Annotated in this window: 15 protein-coding genes and 1 pseudogene; 2 read left to right on the plus strand and 14 right to left on the minus strand. The window is 35.5% G+C overall.

What is annotated here, in order from left to right:
* The first annotated feature begins 106 nt into the window (after window positions 1-106).
* Window positions 107-1,708: an FMN-binding glutamate synthase family protein gene (locus I5818_RS20000; protein WP_058005709.1), complete on the plus strand. Its 1,602-nt coding sequence runs from the start codon at window positions 107-109 to the stop codon at window positions 1,706-1,708.
* Window positions 1,709-1,845: 137 nt separating this feature from the next.
* On the opposite strand, the gene I5818_RS20005 is transcribed toward I5818_RS20000, so the two are convergent.
* The 4 genes from I5818_RS20005 to I5818_RS20020 form a co-directional block, all read right to left on the minus strand.
* Window positions 1,846-2,340 (minus strand): GyrI-like domain-containing protein, encoded by a 495-nt coding sequence (locus tag I5818_RS20005; protein WP_078109912.1) that lies wholly within the window; start codon window positions 2,338-2,340, stop codon window positions 1,846-1,848.
* A 170-nt stretch (window positions 2,341-2,510) separates the two neighbouring features.
* Window positions 2,511-2,822, minus strand: coding sequence for a hypothetical protein (locus I5818_RS20010; RefSeq protein ID WP_209391805.1), 312 nt, complete (start codon window positions 2,820-2,822; stop codon window positions 2,511-2,513).
* A gap of 290 nt (window positions 2,823-3,112) precedes the next feature.
* Window positions 3,113-3,502 (minus strand): PTS sugar transporter subunit IIA, encoded by a 390-nt coding sequence (locus I5818_RS20015; protein WP_169846994.1) that lies wholly within the window; start codon window positions 3,500-3,502, stop codon window positions 3,113-3,115.
* The gene (locus I5818_RS20020) at window positions 3,459-5,039 is read right to left on the minus strand and encodes a BglG family transcription antiterminator (RefSeq protein WP_078111500.1); all 1,581 of its coding nucleotides are present in this window, start codon (window positions 5,037-5,039) and stop codon (window positions 3,459-3,461) included. The genes I5818_RS20015 and I5818_RS20020 overlap by 44 nt, the downstream gene beginning before the upstream one ends.
* Window positions 5,040-5,446: 407 nt before the next feature.
* Between I5818_RS20020 and I5818_RS20025 the strand changes: the two are divergent.
* A pseudogene (locus tag I5818_RS20025) lies at window positions 5,447-6,577 on the plus strand (IS110 family RNA-guided transposase).
* Between the two features lie 265 nt (window positions 6,578-6,842).
* Here the strand turns inward: I5818_RS20025 and I5818_RS20030 are convergent.
* From I5818_RS20030 to I5818_RS20075, 10 genes are all read right to left on the minus strand, one after another.
* Window positions 6,843-8,294 (minus strand): glycoside hydrolase family 1 protein, encoded by a 1,452-nt coding sequence (locus I5818_RS20030; RefSeq protein ID WP_078109426.1) that lies wholly within the window; start codon window positions 8,292-8,294, stop codon window positions 6,843-6,845.
* Window positions 8,295-8,299: 5 nt separating this feature from the next.
* A complete protein-coding gene (locus tag I5818_RS20035; protein ID WP_078109427.1) occupies window positions 8,300-9,547 on the minus strand; it encodes a PTS sugar transporter subunit IIC in 1,248 nt (415 codons plus the stop codon).
* 12 nt (window positions 9,548-9,559) lie between these two features.
* On the minus strand, window positions 9,560-9,880 hold the full coding sequence (locus I5818_RS20040) for a PTS sugar transporter subunit IIA (RefSeq protein ID WP_058005715.1): 321 nt from the start codon (window positions 9,878-9,880) through the stop codon (window positions 9,560-9,562).
* Complete coding sequence (locus tag I5818_RS20045) at window positions 9,880-10,200, minus strand: PTS sugar transporter subunit IIB (RefSeq protein WP_078109428.1); 321 nt, start codon at window positions 10,198-10,200, stop codon at window positions 9,880-9,882. Before I5818_RS20045 ends, I5818_RS20040 begins: the two co-directional genes overlap by 1 nt.
* 220 nt (window positions 10,201-10,420) lie before the next feature.
* A complete protein-coding gene (locus I5818_RS20050; RefSeq protein ID WP_390883475.1) occupies window positions 10,421-10,993 on the minus strand; it encodes a GNAT family N-acetyltransferase in 573 nt (190 codons plus the stop codon).
* Window positions 10,994-11,070: 77 nt separating this feature from the next.
* Window positions 11,071-11,886, minus strand: coding sequence for a lipid II flippase Amj family protein (locus tag I5818_RS20055; RefSeq protein ID WP_078109430.1), 816 nt, complete (start codon window positions 11,884-11,886; stop codon window positions 11,071-11,073).
* Window positions 11,887-12,301: 415 nt separating this feature from the next.
* Window positions 12,302-13,483, minus strand: coding sequence for an MFS transporter (locus I5818_RS20060; protein WP_078109431.1), 1,182 nt, complete (start codon window positions 13,481-13,483; stop codon window positions 12,302-12,304).
* A gap of 156 nt (window positions 13,484-13,639) precedes the next feature.
* On the minus strand, window positions 13,640-13,942 hold the full coding sequence (locus I5818_RS20065; RefSeq protein ID WP_058006671.1) for an ArsR/SmtB family transcription factor: 303 nt from the start codon (window positions 13,940-13,942) through the stop codon (window positions 13,640-13,642).
* A 170-nt stretch (window positions 13,943-14,112) separates the two neighbouring features.
* On the minus strand, window positions 14,113-14,907 hold the full coding sequence (locus I5818_RS20070) for an SDR family NAD(P)-dependent oxidoreductase (RefSeq protein ID WP_078109432.1): 795 nt from the start codon (window positions 14,905-14,907) through the stop codon (window positions 14,113-14,115).
* A gap of 68 nt (window positions 14,908-14,975) precedes the next feature.
* Window positions 14,976-15,989, minus strand: coding sequence for an AraC family transcriptional regulator (locus I5818_RS20075; protein ID WP_078109433.1), 1,014 nt, complete (start codon window positions 15,987-15,989; stop codon window positions 14,976-14,978).
* Window positions 15,990-16,013 lie beyond the last annotated feature (24 nt).

Below are 16,013 nucleotides of genomic sequence, written 5' to 3' on the forward strand. Positions count from 1 at the left end.
ATTGTTTTTTAGTAGCTTTCCAATCCCATTTAAATTTATGTGACGTTCAGCCAATGCATATATTTTTCATTTCGTGTAATGAATATTGTTAGAGGAGGCGGACGTAATGAAACTTGCAGATATTTTAATCATCATTGGTTTTATTGTTATTGCATTGCTACTCATTGGTTTAATCATTTTTCTTATCTATCTCTTATTGTTTGATCGTAACCAAAAAAGTCATTCCATCTTAAGAAACTATCCGGCACTCGGAAGAATTCGTTATTTCTTTGAAAAAATTGGTCCCGAAATGCGTCAGTATTGGTTCAATAGTGATACTGAAGGAAAACCATTTTCGAGAGATGACTATGAACATATCGTAAAAAGCGCAAAATATAAGCGTGATGTCGTTGGCTTCGGTTCAAAGCGTGACTTCGACGAAGAAGGCTTCTATGTAAAAAATGATATGTTTCCTAAATTGACAGAAGAGATCAAAATGGATGAAAACACAAAGGTTTTCACTAAAAGATACATATTAATGAAGGACCCCCTTTTTTCACAACGGGAGGAAAAATGGGAGGATGAAGAAACATCTGCTTATTTATTGCATGATGATGATGCGGTGGTCATTGGACCAAATACTAAATACCCTTTTGTATTAAAAGGATTAATCGGCATGTCCGCAATGAGCTATGGTGCACTTGGAAAGCATGCCATCACTGCATTATCTAAAGGACTTGGATTAGCAAAAGGGACTTGGATGAACACAGGTGAAGGCGGCTTATCTCCTTATCATCTTGAAGGTGGAGTGGATATTATCATGCAGATTGGTCCTGGCTTATTCGGGATCCGCGATAAAAATGGGGAAGTCGATTGGGACGAATTAAAACGCAAAAGTGAAATTCCTGAAATTAAAGCATTTGAGCTAAAACTCGCTCAAGGAGCAAAAACACGTGGCGGCCATATCGATGCAGAAAAAGTGAACCCAGAAATCGCGGAAATTCGAAAGGTAGAGCCTTATAAATCTGTCGATAGCCCTAATCGTTTTCATCAGTTTAGTGATGTACCAACTATGTGTGAGTTTATTGAAAAAATTCGCGAGGTAACAGGAATGCCTGTCGGTATGAAAATTGTTATTGGTGGAAATGACAGTGTCGAAGAATTAGCTAAATATATGAAAGAAACGGGTAAAGGTCCTGATTTCATTACAGTCGATGGTGGAGAAGGTGGGACTGGGGCTTCCTATCAAGAGCTAATTGATAGTGTTGGTTTGCCGATTAAATCAGCATTGCCTATCCTCGTTTCTACATTGCAAAAATATGGGGTACGTGATCGTGTGAAGATTATCGCCTCAGGAAAATTATTTACACCTGACCGAATTGCCATCGCATTAGCAATGGGTGCTGATCTTGTTAATATTGCCCGCGGCTTTATGATTACCGTTGGATGCATCCAAACATTGAAATGCCAATCAAATGCCTGCCCGGTAGGCGTTGCAACAACCGATCCTGACCTACAAAAAGCACTTGTGATCGATGAAAAGAAATTCCGTGTCGTGAATTTTCTTGTCACACTAAGAAAAGGGCTATTTCGCATCTCTGCCGCAGCCGGTTTAGATTCACCTGTCCATTTTAAACCAAAGCATATTATGTATAAGGATGATAAAGGAATTGTCACATCACTTGAAATGATTCTTAAGGATGTTCAGGATAGAATTGATGTAGGTTAATCAATGTTTACCTTTTCGAAATTGTGTATTCTTAATAAAATTTTGAATGAAAAACCTCCATTTTGACAAGCGGAGGTTTTCAATTTTTATAAAATCCTCGCTATAATGAGAGTCGAATCTTGTAGCTCAATAATCCATTACTTAATGGGTAAATACAATGTGTAAGCTGTATCTCTACCGTTATAGGGATTGTAGATTTCGAAACCAAATAAATCTGTTGGTTCATACCCTTCACTAGTAAACCATTGATATAGAAATTGATAAGGGTTGATTTCATCAGTCTTTGGATCATACGAAAGTACGGCATATTTATGCGCAGGAATTGTTCGGTATATCATTCCTTGAGGAATACGCTCGAAATTAGTTACTTCAACACCAGCAATCCAAGTAAACTCGTCCTTTTCAGGATCAAAATTTGGAGGATCGACAAAAATGCCATATGAAATGGGTTGATTACTTCTATTTTTTATTTCTCTTATTCTCGAATGATGAAATTCATCAACTAACTTTGGGATAATCATATCTTTGTCCATCATTGTTGCATTGCATGATACGCCAACTACCTTAAATTCACCTTTTTCAACAATTTTGGGCATAAGCCTTTCAACCAATTTCTGATGATTTCCTTCCATCGTACTCTCACCCCTCCTATAATTTCTTGACAATAAGCAAAATTAATATGTAGTAAGAATTCTCGTCTGGAATGATAAATCCTGCTTCATTTATATTCCACAACTTTATCCCTCTCTTTAAACAGTTCCATAATTACCAAAAATTAGTTTTAGTAATTATGTAAAAACAATCATTTTTTAATACTGGCTAATAAAACATAACCAAAGACAATTCCTCCAGTCATTGTTAATACATAATTATCGATAATGATAAAATTTCTTGCAAAGGGTATATACATTCCTAAAGGGCTGTATGGAAAGTATTGTAACAATGCTATATACAGAGCTGGTATTCCAATAGAAATAACTGTAACCCAATCAAACGTCCAACTCTTTCTTTCTATCATCTGGATAATCAATTTAGGTAATCGTAACAACATACCAATAATAATTGGAAATATTGTTGCAAACCATATGACTGGCGTTAAATTAAAAGTAACCATTGCCTCTTTCTTTAAATAAGCTTGATAGTTCATGCCTGAATAAATAATAATTCCAACAACAAAGGTACAAACAAAATTATATAAAAACCTTTTTACTTTAATCCCCCCTTAAAAGATTTACTTATTCATATATACGACAATAACCTAAAATAGTTTCTGATAATTCTGTATTTCTAACAATAAATCCGACACACTTACAAGCGAGCAAAGATCCTTTACTGCTACACTAAAAAAGCGATTCTTCCTATGGAAGAATCGCCTATCTAAGTATGAAACAATTTCTGTTTGATCTATTCTGGAAAATAATTATCTCTCACCATTAATTCAATTAAACGATCAATAAATTCATTTCTAGTATTTGTTCCAGATAGATATTGAATATTATACGGCTCTGCAACCAATTCAATGATTCGCGGAAATATTTTATTAAACATATGTGAATCATCCTTGTTAACAGCAAGCCCAATAATTAGTTTAACCTTAATACGATCCCACTCTACTTGATTGACAGGTTTTAATATCATTAAGCCTGTCCTTTTTGCTTCAAACTTCATTGTATGAGGAATGGCTACACCACTTGGATAGGCAGTAGAAGAAACTTTTTCCCGCTCATTTAATTTCTTCAAGTAATCCGAATCAACATAATCGTCCTCTTGAAAGCTCTCTGCAATAGTCTCCATGATTTGTTCTTGAGAAATCATCACTTATCGTAATAAAAAACTTCTCACTAATTAATTCGGGAATCTTGTCTTTGAGAAAGTTCGTATAATTAGTATGTTTAATTTTTTCAATCGCACGGCTGATCAAGGCAATATCGTGTTTTGTTATAAATTCATGAATATTTACGAATTCCGTGTTAACCATTGCCATTCGATTTCTTATATGTTCAGTGCTTTGAGTGGTTATGACTAAATCATTGGACATTAGCGAATTCAACTCACTAACATCTTCATAAATCCCACTAATAAACAATTCATCTTCAAAATGCTTTTCAATACACTTTTCAATTTCTGCATGTTGGCCCAGATAGGCTGGTGTAATAATAACCGTATTGATTTTGCTATTTCCATCATTTTGACTATTTAAGAAGGTGCCAATGTGTAGGGCAATAAAAGCAATTTCATCATCATTAATTTCAACATTCAAATCATTCGCCAGTACCGAAGCTAGATATACCGCTATATCAAATATTATTGGATATTTGATCCGAATGTTCAATACACTCATGTTTCTTGTGTATTTATTTTGGCTTAGCCGATTATACAAGTTTTGCACATGCACTAATAAGCGAGTTTTAAAATTATTATCGGTAAAATCAAGCATATACACTTCACTTATTTCCTGAATAGCATGGTCTAATGCTTTCGATACTTTCATGCTTGCATAGTTATCCATTGAAATCTCATCATCTTTTATATGACCAATAAACAGGATGGCCAACTCGTCCTTATCGGCTTGCGAAAACTGGATAGCATATTTTTTATTAAGATTTTCTGCAATTTCATTAATGATTTTATAGCTAGTTGCATTTCGATTTTGAATTGGAAACGAACTTTGTTCTAATTGTTCATTATCCGTTGCACGTTCAATAGCAATGGCTAAATGAATAATGAAATTCTTAAAGAAGTAGGTGTTTGGATGAACACTATGCTTATCAAAACTGTTCTTACTTAACTCCATTAACTCTTGTAGTGATATGGGTCCAAGGAATCTTTGAACCTCTTCTTCAATTGATGTTTTAGTTGGTTTAGAAAAATCAATTAAATCGATCATCAATTTTCTGCGACTCTTTTCATCACCGGTAAGAACATAACGATTATTTTGTTGAATGATCTGTAAATTATGTGTCGTTACTAAACGATTGAGATTCATTATATCAGAACGTATGGTAGCATCTGAAACGTACAGAGTATCTGCTAAATCAAATAAGTCCAAGCCACGGTCAGAACTCTTAATCAGTCGTCTTAAAATATAGAAACGGCGATTGTCCATATGATCATTTTTCTCTGGATATTGAATAGTAGCCATATTATTAGTTAATCTATAACCCACTCTGCTTGATTCAATAAGATTAGGCTGTTTCTCATTAATCGACTTAACATAGTGGCGAATCGTTCTGTCGGTTACCCCTAATGATTCAGCTAGTGTTTTAGCAGATATAAATTCATTTCCAGAATGTCTTTTAAGATAATCGAGTAACATATCAGTTTTGTTCATCAAATCATTCCTTGTATAGTAAAAAGAGGAAGGACTCCCGCTTCCTCTTTATGTTTATTAAAAGTCTCTTTTCTCAAACATTGTTTCTATTTAAGTAAAGTTATAACGAATAAATATCGACTTGGGATGGCTACCAGTTTCGTTTTACTGAGAAAACTTTCATGATCTTTCGCTCTCAACCCAGAATGAAAATGGGTTCTCTGTCCCATAATGTAGATACCACAAACAGTGAGTATATGACGTAGCTCTTATTGGTGGTCTTACCCTGTTGAGAAAACTGTTGGAATGAATTTGGTGCACAACCCATTGTTAGCTCTCTCAATTTCGAGAGATGACTACGAACAGAAAAATGTTTAATTTCAAATTCATTCCACTGTTTGTGGAATATTTTCAGAAGGTGGAGTGAAATGGAAACATTGCACAAACGATGTGCAGGCCTAGATGTTCATTCGGAAACAATAGTTGCCTGTGTCATTCTTGGAGAATCAGAAACTGACTTGATTAAGGAGACTGAAACATTTCCTACTTTGACGAAGGATCTGTTTCATCTTCTTAAATGGCTTGAGGAGAAGGAAGTAACCCACATCGCAATGGAAAGTACAGGCGTCTACTGGAAACCTGTATACAATATCTTGGAGGATTTCTTTGATATTACTTTGGCAAATGCTCAAAGGATTAAAAATGTCCCTGGAAGGAAAACAGATGTTTCGGATGCTGAATGGATTGCTAAATTATTAAGACATGGCTTAATAGAGAAAAGTTTTGTCCCTCCCGAAGACTTTCGAAATTTGAGAGATTTGACTCGCCTCAGAAAAAATGGATTGGACACATGACATCCGAAAAAACCGAATCCAAAAGGTACTAGAGTCCTCAAACATCAAATTAAGCACAGTTATTTCAGATATATTTGGAGTATCAGGACGAAAACTATTGGAACAACTCATGAATGAAGGTTATATCGATCAAGAAGATGTCGAACAAAAGATACATGGAAGAATGGCCCATAAAAAGCAATTGATTACCGACTCACTATTTGGAACATTAAATGATCACCAGCTATTTCTTATTAAGCAATCTTGGATGCACATTGTTAATTTAGAAGAATTAATATCAGATATCGAGAAAAGAATCGACGTCATTTTATCCAACTATCAGGAGGAAGTACAGCTTCTGGTTACAATGCCGGGAATTAAGAAAGACACGGCAGCTGTTATCATTGCGGAAATAGGAGTAGATATGGGACAATTTCCAACCTCCAAACATCTTGCATCATGGGCAGGATTGTCGCCCGGAAATCACGAAAGTGCTGGAAGGAAAAAAACACTAAAACGGTTAAAGGAAATCCTCATATTAAATCTGCATTGTGTGAGGCTGCGTGGGCTGTTTCAAGAAGTCGGAATCAAAGATTAGGAATCAAATATTGGTCACTAGCTGCAAGAAGGGGAAAGAAAAAAGCACTCGTTGCCATCGGACATCGAATGCTAACTATTGTCTATCATATGCTTCAGAATAAGGAACCCTACCATGAGTCAACTTAAATTAGCATTATAGACAAACAACAGAAAAGTTAAACGAGAAACCGAAAAATTCGGTAGCTCTGCTTTCCTATTGCCCAAATTAAATTATTTATAGCTTGCACAATTTTAATCAAGTTTAAACTTAATAAATTATTCTTAAAGGCGGAGTTTTATTTTCACAGAAAAGAGCTGCAATCTCCATAAAACCCGCTAGAATCCTTTATTGGTAGTAAAAGCCGGTAGTTGGGCTTTTACAAAAGCAACAAACTAAACGAAAACAGCCTTATTAAATTTCTGATCCATTCGTTGATATCACTTGTTTGTACCAATAAAAACTATCTTTCTTCATTCTCTTAGCTGATCCTTTCCCTTCATCATCTAGATCAACATAGATAAAACCATAACGCTTTGTCATTTGTTGTGAAGAACAACTCACTATATCAATTGGACCCCATGCACAATAGGCAATGACATTCGCACCATCATGAATGGCACGACCAACTTGTTCAATATGATCACTTAAATAGGATATACGATAATCATCATGAATCTTTCCGTCTTCTACCGTATCATACATACCAAATCCGTTTTCAGCAATAATGATTGGTTTTTGATAACGATCCCAATATTGAGATAGTGTATTAAATAGTCCTTGTGGATCTACATTCCATCCCCATGGATTAGCATCTAAATTTGGGTTCACTGAAGTTGAATCCGCTTTATTCACATTCTTTGTTGAATCTACCATTTGTGAGAAATAATAAGAAATGGCAAGATAATCCATCGTATGATCACTTAACAGTTTCGTCTCTTCTTCGGTAATATCAAGATGAATATTATTTTCATTGAAATAATTTAAAGCATATCTCGGATATTCGCCTCGAAATTGTACATCAGTAAAGAAGTATTGCATACGATTATGTTGCATCGCCAACACAATGTCATCTGGCTTACATGAATATGGATAGACTGTCATATCAGCAACCATAGTCCCGATTTCTAAATCATAATGTAATGTTTTCGCATACTTTTGAATTTTAGCTGAAGCTACCATTTGATTGTGAACAGCCTGATATTCTGCCTCTTCAATATGATCATATTGATCTCTGCATATACCTAAAGACAAAAACGGTTCAATCTGAATCATGTTTATTTGATTCACAACAATCCAATACTTTACTCTATCGCCAAATCGATCTAATAATACCTTACCGTAACGTTCAAACATATCAATGACTGCTTTGTTCTTCCAACCACCATACTGTAAAGTAATATTAATCGGTGTTTCATAATGTAACATGGTGATGATTGGTTCTATTCCAAGGGACTTCATCTTATCGATCATTTTTCCGTAGTGCTGTAAAGCAGCTTCATTCGGTTCGGTTTCATCTCCGTTAGGGAATACTCTTGACCAATCAATCGACGTTCTAAACGTTTTAAAGCCCATCTCTGCTAGTAATTCCAAATCATTTTCATAGGTATGATAGAAATTAATTCCATGGCGTTTAGGAAAGTAATGCGTTGTATCAGTCAAATTCTTTTTTACTTCATCCAATGTCATTCCTTGCTTTTCCAGCTCTTGAATTTCTTCATTTGACAATCCTTTGAGATATGGTTGAACATCTGATGAATTGGGCTTTTTACCGTCTTCGTTATATGCACCATCAGCTTGACTGGCAGCAATTGCACCGCCCCATAAGAAGTCCTTTGGAAAACTTGCATATTTATTTTGTCTCATAATTATTATTCTCCTTCCTCTGCTAATTCTGCATCTTGCTTAACCGCTTGTTTGTCATAAATTTTGAAAAATGGATAATAGACAATCCATGAAAGGACAAATAATACAATAAAGTAAATCAGCCCAATGAATGATGCCGTAATAATCCAGTTTTGAATTGGACCTGGTAAATACCAAAGTTGAAATGGCTCATGTGGAATAGGTACTAAACCAATTTTCATCACAAACCAAGTTAGAATCGGTCCTAGCAGTCCATTAATCCACATTGGAATCATCAAAATCGGGTTGAAGGCGATTGGCGCCCCGAATACAATTGGCTCATTAATATTGAAAATGGAAGGAACAAGTGATGCTTTTCCTATCATTCTTAAACGTTGCGATTTAGCCATAAATGCTAACATGATACAGAGAGCTAATGTGGCTCCACCACCACCGATAAGAAATAAGGAACCTGTCTCAACCGTGAAAATATTTGTGACAGCCTTTCCAGCTGCAAAGTTTGCTTGGTTTTCCGCAATAGCTGGTAATGCGATAGCGGTTTGAACTGGATATAAAACCCAGCTTGAAATTCCAAACGTGTATAAGAATGAAAACCCAAGGAAGAAAATCAATACAAATCCCCAGAAACTTTGACCTAGATGAATTAATGGCGAAAAGATTGAATTTACGACATCATATACGTTGATATTCATTTCAAATGTAAAAATCCAACCAATTAATAAAATGACGATGATTGGAATTAATGTGTTAAACCACACCGCAACAAAGTCTGGAATCGGTGAATCTTCACCAATAAATTTCCATTTTGAGAAGAGGTTCATCACAAAACCTACAAACAATCCAGCAATTAAAGCAGCAATCATCCCACCGGTACCAAATGTATTTAAATCAAACTTAATATGACCGTCTGCAGTAATTTGGGGATATACTAACATTAAGAAAAATGCCAAACCAGCAAGACCTGCTTGTTTTGAAACACCCTTATGGCCTTTATGGTTCATTATGGATTCTGGTATTAAATAAGCTAAAAATATTGAGAATAAACCGAATGAAAAAGTGCTAATCATCGAAAGGTCAGGAAAGCCCTTCCAAAAATCCTTAACGATTGACAAAATAGTTGCAAATGAACCGATAAAAATCATTGGCATCGCTGTCAAGATAGCGTCTTGAATCGATGCAACCCAAGCGTTTTTTGCTATCTTATTAACCTTCGGAGCAAAACTATCTGTCATCCAGGACATAAATTTATCCATCTTTTTCACCCCCTAGATTTTTTTGTAAAGCTTTATAATTTCCCTCATGATGTTCATTTCTGATTTAACAGTCATTAATGTATCTTGAGCATGTCCAAATAATGGCGAAAACGGAATCTCAATACCTTCCGCTTCTTTTTGCAGAGTATTGGTTTGAGCTTTATGGGCGATAACGATCTCCTCATCTGCTTTTTTCATAAGTTCATCCGCTTGATTGAATTCTCCATTAGAAGCTTTATCTACGGCTTGAAAAACATAATCACGAGCATTACCCGCATGTAAGATTACGTTCATTGAAATTAATGCTAATTCTTCTTTATTTACTTGTTCCATTATTCATTACCACCTTGTAAAATTTCTTCTGCAACCTTAACTAACCCTTGGCCATCCAAAGATCCATATACTTTTTGGGGAATAATACCGTATTTAACACCTGCTTTTTCACATGCGCTTTTTACATCATCAATCATGTATTTCAAATGCGGTGCAACTAATAGTAAATCGGTATCATTTAAATGTTCACCAATTTCAGATTCACTTTTTGCTTTAAATTCAATATCTAAACCTAATTTCTTAGTAGCCTTTCTAGCAGCTGCCGCCATAAAACCAGAAGATGCTCCTGCTCCACATACTAAAAAAACTTTTTTTGTCATAATGTTTCCCTCCTCTTATTTGTTTTAAATGATATCAACTTATTAAAGCCCTTACATTTATTTTTCTTTCCTACTAATAGGAAAGTACAATAAATAATACGTTAGCGAAATGAAAGATTATTTGTTAAAACTCTACTTAAATAGCAGACTTTTTAAAAAAGAGCCATAAAAAAAGACTCCACTCCATATTGAAGTAAAGTCTTCCAAAGTGAACACCTATTTAATTGATAAACTCTTCTTTTAAGATCCCCATATGTAAAATATCATGCCATTGTCCATTTCTATATAAGGACTGACGACTATTCCCTTCCTCTTTAAATCCTAAGTTTTTGTATAATTTAATCGCCTTTTCATTAAAGGAAAAAACTCTTAATGATACTCGATGTAAATTAAGTTCCTGGAATGCATAATTTAATAGGATACTTAATGCCTCCGTACCATATCCTTGGCCCCAGTACTCCTTTTCACCAATATCAATAATACATTCAGCATTTCTATTTTTATAATCTATATTTATTAATGATGTAATCCCGATGGGTACCTCATTTTCTTTTTCAATAATCATATAGCTTTTCGATGAATCAGAATGAATAAGAACATTTTCCACAAACTCTCTAGTATCATCAAGTGAATATACGTCTAATGAAGGGTTTGTAGAAAACATGACATCTGTATCGTTCCGCCAAGAGTGATATTTTTCAGTATCCCCTTTTTCCACTTTCCGTAATTTGATCCTTTTAGATGAGAACATACTTATAACCTCCAATTTCATATGTACCTTATTGAAACTCATTCTATTATTCTCCAACTTTAACTAACAAAGAAATTATCACCTAAAACTTGATATACGCATTAATACTATCTTTTTAGTTAAAGCATTTCAGCAAACCATGCAACATAATATGCAGCTGGAATGAATAATAATTGAGCAACTATAGTTCCTAAAAATTTAGAGCCTATCATTGTTAAAGAATAACTCTTTAAAAAAACATAATCACATTGATTTTTCATTACTCTATCTGCTAGTACAGATGCTTTCGGGTCTATAAACATTGTTAGCAAGATCGTTGCTACACCATTAATAATACCTGAAGACATTAATGCAGTCGGTGCGCTATCTTCTGGAACTAACATCGTTGCATAGAGTGAAGATAAAATACCAATTGTATATACGGCTGAGACAATGATATTAATGATAAATAACCTTTTTGGTATTGTTTTTAGTGTAATCCCCCGTATGAAGGTCCATTTTGGGACGCGAAAACACAGCATTATCTTTTTAATGCCCTTAATATTCATGTACTTAAAGAAAACTGAAATCAAAGATCCTCTTTCATTTGATAATTGAATAATTGCTCTTGAAAAAATAGTAATAAAAGTTGGAAATAAAAGTATTCCAAGTAAGACACCAAGAGATGTTACACCTATTAATATTCTATATTGATCTTCTATAAAGGATAATTTATTTACATCTGGAGCTTTCGCAATAAGTTTAGCTGTTAAAGGCTGTTGAATCATTGTTGAGAATCTAGAGACAATCACCAATGTACTAAACAATGATAAGGCTGTGGCAATTAATTTCACCCTAGCCCCTGAAATCCTTGTAGAATAAGCTAAAGTTTCAACCATAGTTATAATCAATAGAAATAAAGATATGATAACGACTTTACCTGTTATTAGCCCCATAGAAATCCCCCTTTAAAGCTCTAATCTTTTAATATTTGCTTTTTGGAATTATTTCGACTAGATACATTCTTTGTTATCTAATAAACAATATAGAGGCTTCTTAGTCATCCATTTGTCGTTTGATAGATTTAATCAACAATCATATAAACGAATCTTTCAGGTCTTCTTCCTTTTCAAACTTAAATCAAATTCCATCTTCATCTTTTGATGTAAACAGTGACTTGGTTATTAATTATATACGGTAATCAATGACGCTTTTCCTCCTTAAAAAAGGTGCATTTCTTTAAAGAAACGCACCCTTTTGCTCAAAATTGTATTCTCCATCTGTTAATTTTTTCCATTCAGAACCCTTTTTATGAAATCCTATGCCCAAAATGAACAGTATATCTATTCCGCTAAAGACTAAAGAATTGCATTACTCATTCAATGCTTTTACATTCGCTATTTTCTGTTTAGCATTTGATTTGAAAGCTATCAAAGAAACAATAATCGCGAACGCAACACCTAATGCCCCAATCCAGGTTATGTAAGCTAGTGAGACCTTTTCAACAAAGATTCCACCTACTCCTGCACCTACAGCCATAGCTAATTGCATCATTGACTGATTAATACCAAGCAATACACCCGATAACTCTGGTTCGATTGTGGCTAAGTGATATTGTTGTGTCGGACCTGTAGACCATGCGGCAAAAGACCAGAATATTAGAATGACTAGTACTCCGACATAAGAGTGGGTTACGATTGATAGTAGAAGTAGCATGATAATATGTAATCCCATGCCACCAACGAGAGTAAAGGCTACTCCCCATCGATCTGTGCTATAGCCTCCGAACTTTGATCCTACCAAACTAGCGATTCCAAATATAAGCAAAACGCCACTTAACAACTTGTCGCTTATCCCCGAAATGGTCAGAAGATAGGGTGATATATAAGTATACGCAATAGAGTATCCCCCGAGCCAGAAGAACGTGATGGCTAATCCAAGCAGAACTTTTCGTTTTCGCAATAAAGAGAGCTGTTGAGCTAAAGGTACAGGCTTATCTCCTTCAGTATGTGGAAGGGTAAAGAACATCACCACCATTGCTATTAACCCCAAAAGAGCGATTCCACCAAATACAGATTTCCAACCAAATGCTTCGGCGGTCATTCTTCCTAGCGGAACACCAATAATTAGTGATGCGGTAAATCCCATGACTACTGTAGCAATTGCACTCGCTTGCTTCCCTTCTGATGCGATTTTGGCTGCAATATTTAATGCCGTTACAACAACCATTCCTGCTCCCAATGCCATAATGATTCTCGCAACAATAAACCATCCATATCCAGGCAAGACAAAAGCAAGAATATTTCCTAAAACAAATAGACCTAAAGAATAAATCATTAATTTACGTCTGTCTATGCTTGCTGTTAATGCCATGAGAATCGGTGTAAAAATAGCATAAACAAGTGAAAAAATCGTAATTAACTGGCCAGCAGCAGATAAGGTGATCCCAAGTGTATGAGCAATATTATCCAATATCCCGGAAATTATATACTCTGACGTTCCTACCAAAAAACTAATAATGGCTAAAATATAAATTTTCCACGTGTTAGACATCATCTATCACTCCCTAATCATTTATCATATCAACATATCGCAAAATAACGATATGTTATTTTAAAAAAAACACACATCGCGATATATCGATATGTTTTCTGTAAAAATAAACATCCTCAGATGTTTATTTTTGCTTCTAAAGCATTCCGTGTACTTTTAAATTTCCTTTTTTAATAAGTCAGCAATTTTGCTAATCGCGTCTTCATCTCTTTTGTAATAAGTAAACTTGCCTATTCGTTCTGCCTTAATCAGACCAGCTCTTAAAAGTATAGAGAGATATTGGGAGGCAGTTGATTGCGTCATTTTTAATTTATCTGTTATTTGGCTAACACATACCCCTATTGTGTTCATATCAATCCCTTCATGGGGTATAAAATGACGATCAGGCTCCTTTAGCCATTGCAAAATTTGCAACCTAGATTCATTTGATAAGGCTTTAAAGATTTCAATTGGTTCCATACAACTCATTATATCGCGATATTTCGATATGTCAATGTATTTTGTTTTATAAAATGTCCTTATTATTAGCCTGTTATTATGATGAACCTAAATGGACATAGTCGATTCTTTTTGCATCCTACTAATACCCAATCGTCAATCGGATATTAAATGTTCAAAATCGAGCTATGTTAAAAAATAGTTGGTACCATACCACCATCCATACGGATTGGGGAACCTTTAAATGCCGATGCATAAGGACTACATACAAATGTAGCTAGTCTCCCTATTTCAATGGGTCTAATAAATCGCTGTATTTCTGATTGAGGTAGGTTTGTTGTCATAAAAGCTTTCTCTTTCTCGGAAAAAGTCATATCTTCATTAGCGTATATTCCTACAATAATTTGCTGCACGTTTTCCGAGAGGGTTGGTCCTGGCATGATTGTATTAACTGTCACTTCTGTTCCAACCGTTAATTTAGATAAGCTTTTTGATAATGATAAAAGCATTGATTTTGTCATACAATACTGGGGCATTTGACCTGAAGGCATAATGGCTTCTTCACTCGCAATAAAGATAATCCGGCCATCATTATTTTCCAACATTTTCGGTAAATAAAATTTAGATAATCCATTCGCTGCAAGTACATTTGTCCGAAAGTACTTTTCCCATACTTCATCATCTATGTCGTCATATTGCATGATTTCATAAATCCCCATATTGTTCACTAAAATATCAATTTGCGGATATTTATCAAATAAAGCTTCTCTTTGTTTTTTATCAACGACATCAGCAGCTGCATTTTGAGGAAAAGTATCAGGAAACTCTGCCTTCATCTCATTTACTGTTCGTTCTACCTCATCAAAATTTCGTCCATTAATTAGTACATTCACCCCTTCTTTGGCAAGTTCAATGGCAATTGCCTTCCCTATGCCCTTCGTTGATCCTGTCACTAAGGCTGTTTTACCTTTTAGCTGCATATCCATATAATATTCTCCTTTACTTTACTTATTTAGATTTCCCTTTTTATGAAAGGGGATAATTTTGTCAAAGTTTAATTTATTCGATTTGTCCCTAAGTGCTCTGCACGCCAATGTAAAGGGGTATCCCCTTCCCAATGGCGGAAGGCACGGTAAAATGAGTTTTGGTCTTCATATCCAACCAGGAATGCGACTTCTTTAATATCAAGCAATGGGTCTGCCAAATACTCCCGTGCCAGCTCATGTCGAGCTTGTGTCAACAATTGCTTAAAGTTCGTGCCTTCATCAGCAAGTCGGCGCTGCAAAGTACGATTGCTCATCCCCAGCTCGCTCGCGATCGTCTGAATGTCGGTGTGCCCTCCTGTTAAACTACGTTTAATCATCCACTTTGCCTTCTCAGCGGTTGAGTATTTGTTTTTCTGCTCATCTAATGATTGATCCAGTACGGGAGTCAGAATCTCCAACAGCTCCGCATTGTACGAGACAAAGGGGCGATCTAGATCTTTTCGATGCAGCGTCAATCGATTACAATTTGCACCGACCCGGATCCGGCAGCCAAAGTATTCCTCAAGTATTTGTACGTTACCCATTTCGTGTGAAAATTCAACATGCTTTGCTACTATAGGCTGACCTGTACCCCGGCGTCCTAGCTCTAGTAGAAATGCTAGCGTGACACCAACAAGTATTGGTGGTCCAGCTTCCTCCGTAGATAACCATTTCAGTTCGATCGTGCAATTCTCACCTTCCTCTTTCATACATAAGCTTTCAGGAGGGCACATTTGTTTATACCGAACCATTCGGTTTAAAGCGTCACGGTAGTCACGAGCATGATAAGTTGCTAAGACAGCCGGTGGATATTGAGCCGTTTCAAAGACGGTTGGAAGCATAATGATTCCTTTGGCAGTGTCGCCAATAAGGTCAGAATATGCCCGCCAGATGGCGAAATATTGAGTAGTAGAGACAACTGGTTTATTAATAATCGTAAGCGGCAGACTCGCTTTGCGAACCACATCGTGTGGATTCATCCCTAATTGACGTAACCCAGTCCAAAATCCAGCTGGAATTTTAATGCGTGTTTGTGAAGTCATACATATCGCCCTCCTTTAGCTATC

The organism is Heyndrickxia oleronia (assembly GCF_017809215.1).
Lineage (GTDB): Bacteria > Bacillota > Bacilli > Bacillales > Bacillaceae_C > Heyndrickxia > Heyndrickxia oleronia.

Bases quoted from the DNA above. Each gene is read 5' to 3' on its own strand.
- I5818_RS20010 (WP_209391805.1), bottom strand. From the start codon at position 2,822: ATGGTTACTTTTAATTTAACGCCAGTCATATGGTTTGCAACAATATTT.
- I5818_RS20005 (WP_078109912.1), bottom strand. From the start codon at position 2,340: ATGGAAGGAAATCATCAGAAATTGGTTGAAAGGCTTATGCCCAAAATT.
- I5818_RS20040 (WP_058005715.1), bottom strand. From the start codon at position 9,880: ATGGAACAAGTAAATAAAGAAGAATTAGCATTAATTTCAATGAACGTA.
- I5818_RS20020 (WP_078111500.1), bottom strand. From the start codon at position 5,039: ATGAACAAAACTGATATGTTACTCGATTATCTTAAAAGACATTCTGGA.
- I5818_RS20045 (WP_078109428.1), bottom strand. From the start codon at position 10,200: ATGACAAAAAAAGTTTTTTTAGTATGTGGAGCAGGAGCATCTTCTGGT.
- I5818_RS20055 (WP_078109430.1), bottom strand. From the start codon at position 11,886: ATGGGGCTAATAACAGGTAAAGTCGTTATCATATCTTTATTTCTATTG.
- I5818_RS20015 (WP_169846994.1), bottom strand. From the start codon at position 3,502: ATGGAGACTATTGCAGAGAGCTTTCAAGAGGACGATTATGTTGATTCG.
- I5818_RS20075 (WP_078109433.1), bottom strand. From the start codon at position 15,989: ATGACTTCACAAACACGCATTAAAATTCCAGCTGGATTTTGGACTGGG.
- I5818_RS20070 (WP_078109432.1), bottom strand. From the start codon at position 14,907: ATGGATATGCAGCTAAAAGGTAAAACAGCCTTAGTGACAGGATCAACG.
- I5818_RS20000 (WP_058005709.1), top strand. From the start codon at position 107: ATGAAACTTGCAGATATTTTAATCATCATTGGTTTTATTGTTATTGCA.
- I5818_RS20030 (WP_078109426.1), bottom strand. From the start codon at position 8,294: ATGAGACAAAATAAATATGCAAGTTTTCCAAAGGACTTCTTATGGGGC.
- I5818_RS20060 (WP_078109431.1), bottom strand. From the start codon at position 13,483: ATGTCTAACACGTGGAAAATTTATATTTTAGCCATTATTAGTTTTTTG.
- I5818_RS20065 (WP_058006671.1), bottom strand. From the start codon at position 13,942: ATGGAACCAATTGAAATCTTTAAAGCCTTATCAAATGAATCTAGGTTG.
- I5818_RS20050 (WP_390883475.1), bottom strand. From the start codon at position 10,993: ATGAGTTTCAATAAGGTACATATGAAATTGGAGGTTATAAGTATGTTC.
- I5818_RS20035 (WP_078109427.1), bottom strand. From the start codon at position 9,547: ATGGATAAATTTATGTCCTGGATGACAGATAGTTTTGCTCCGAAGGTT.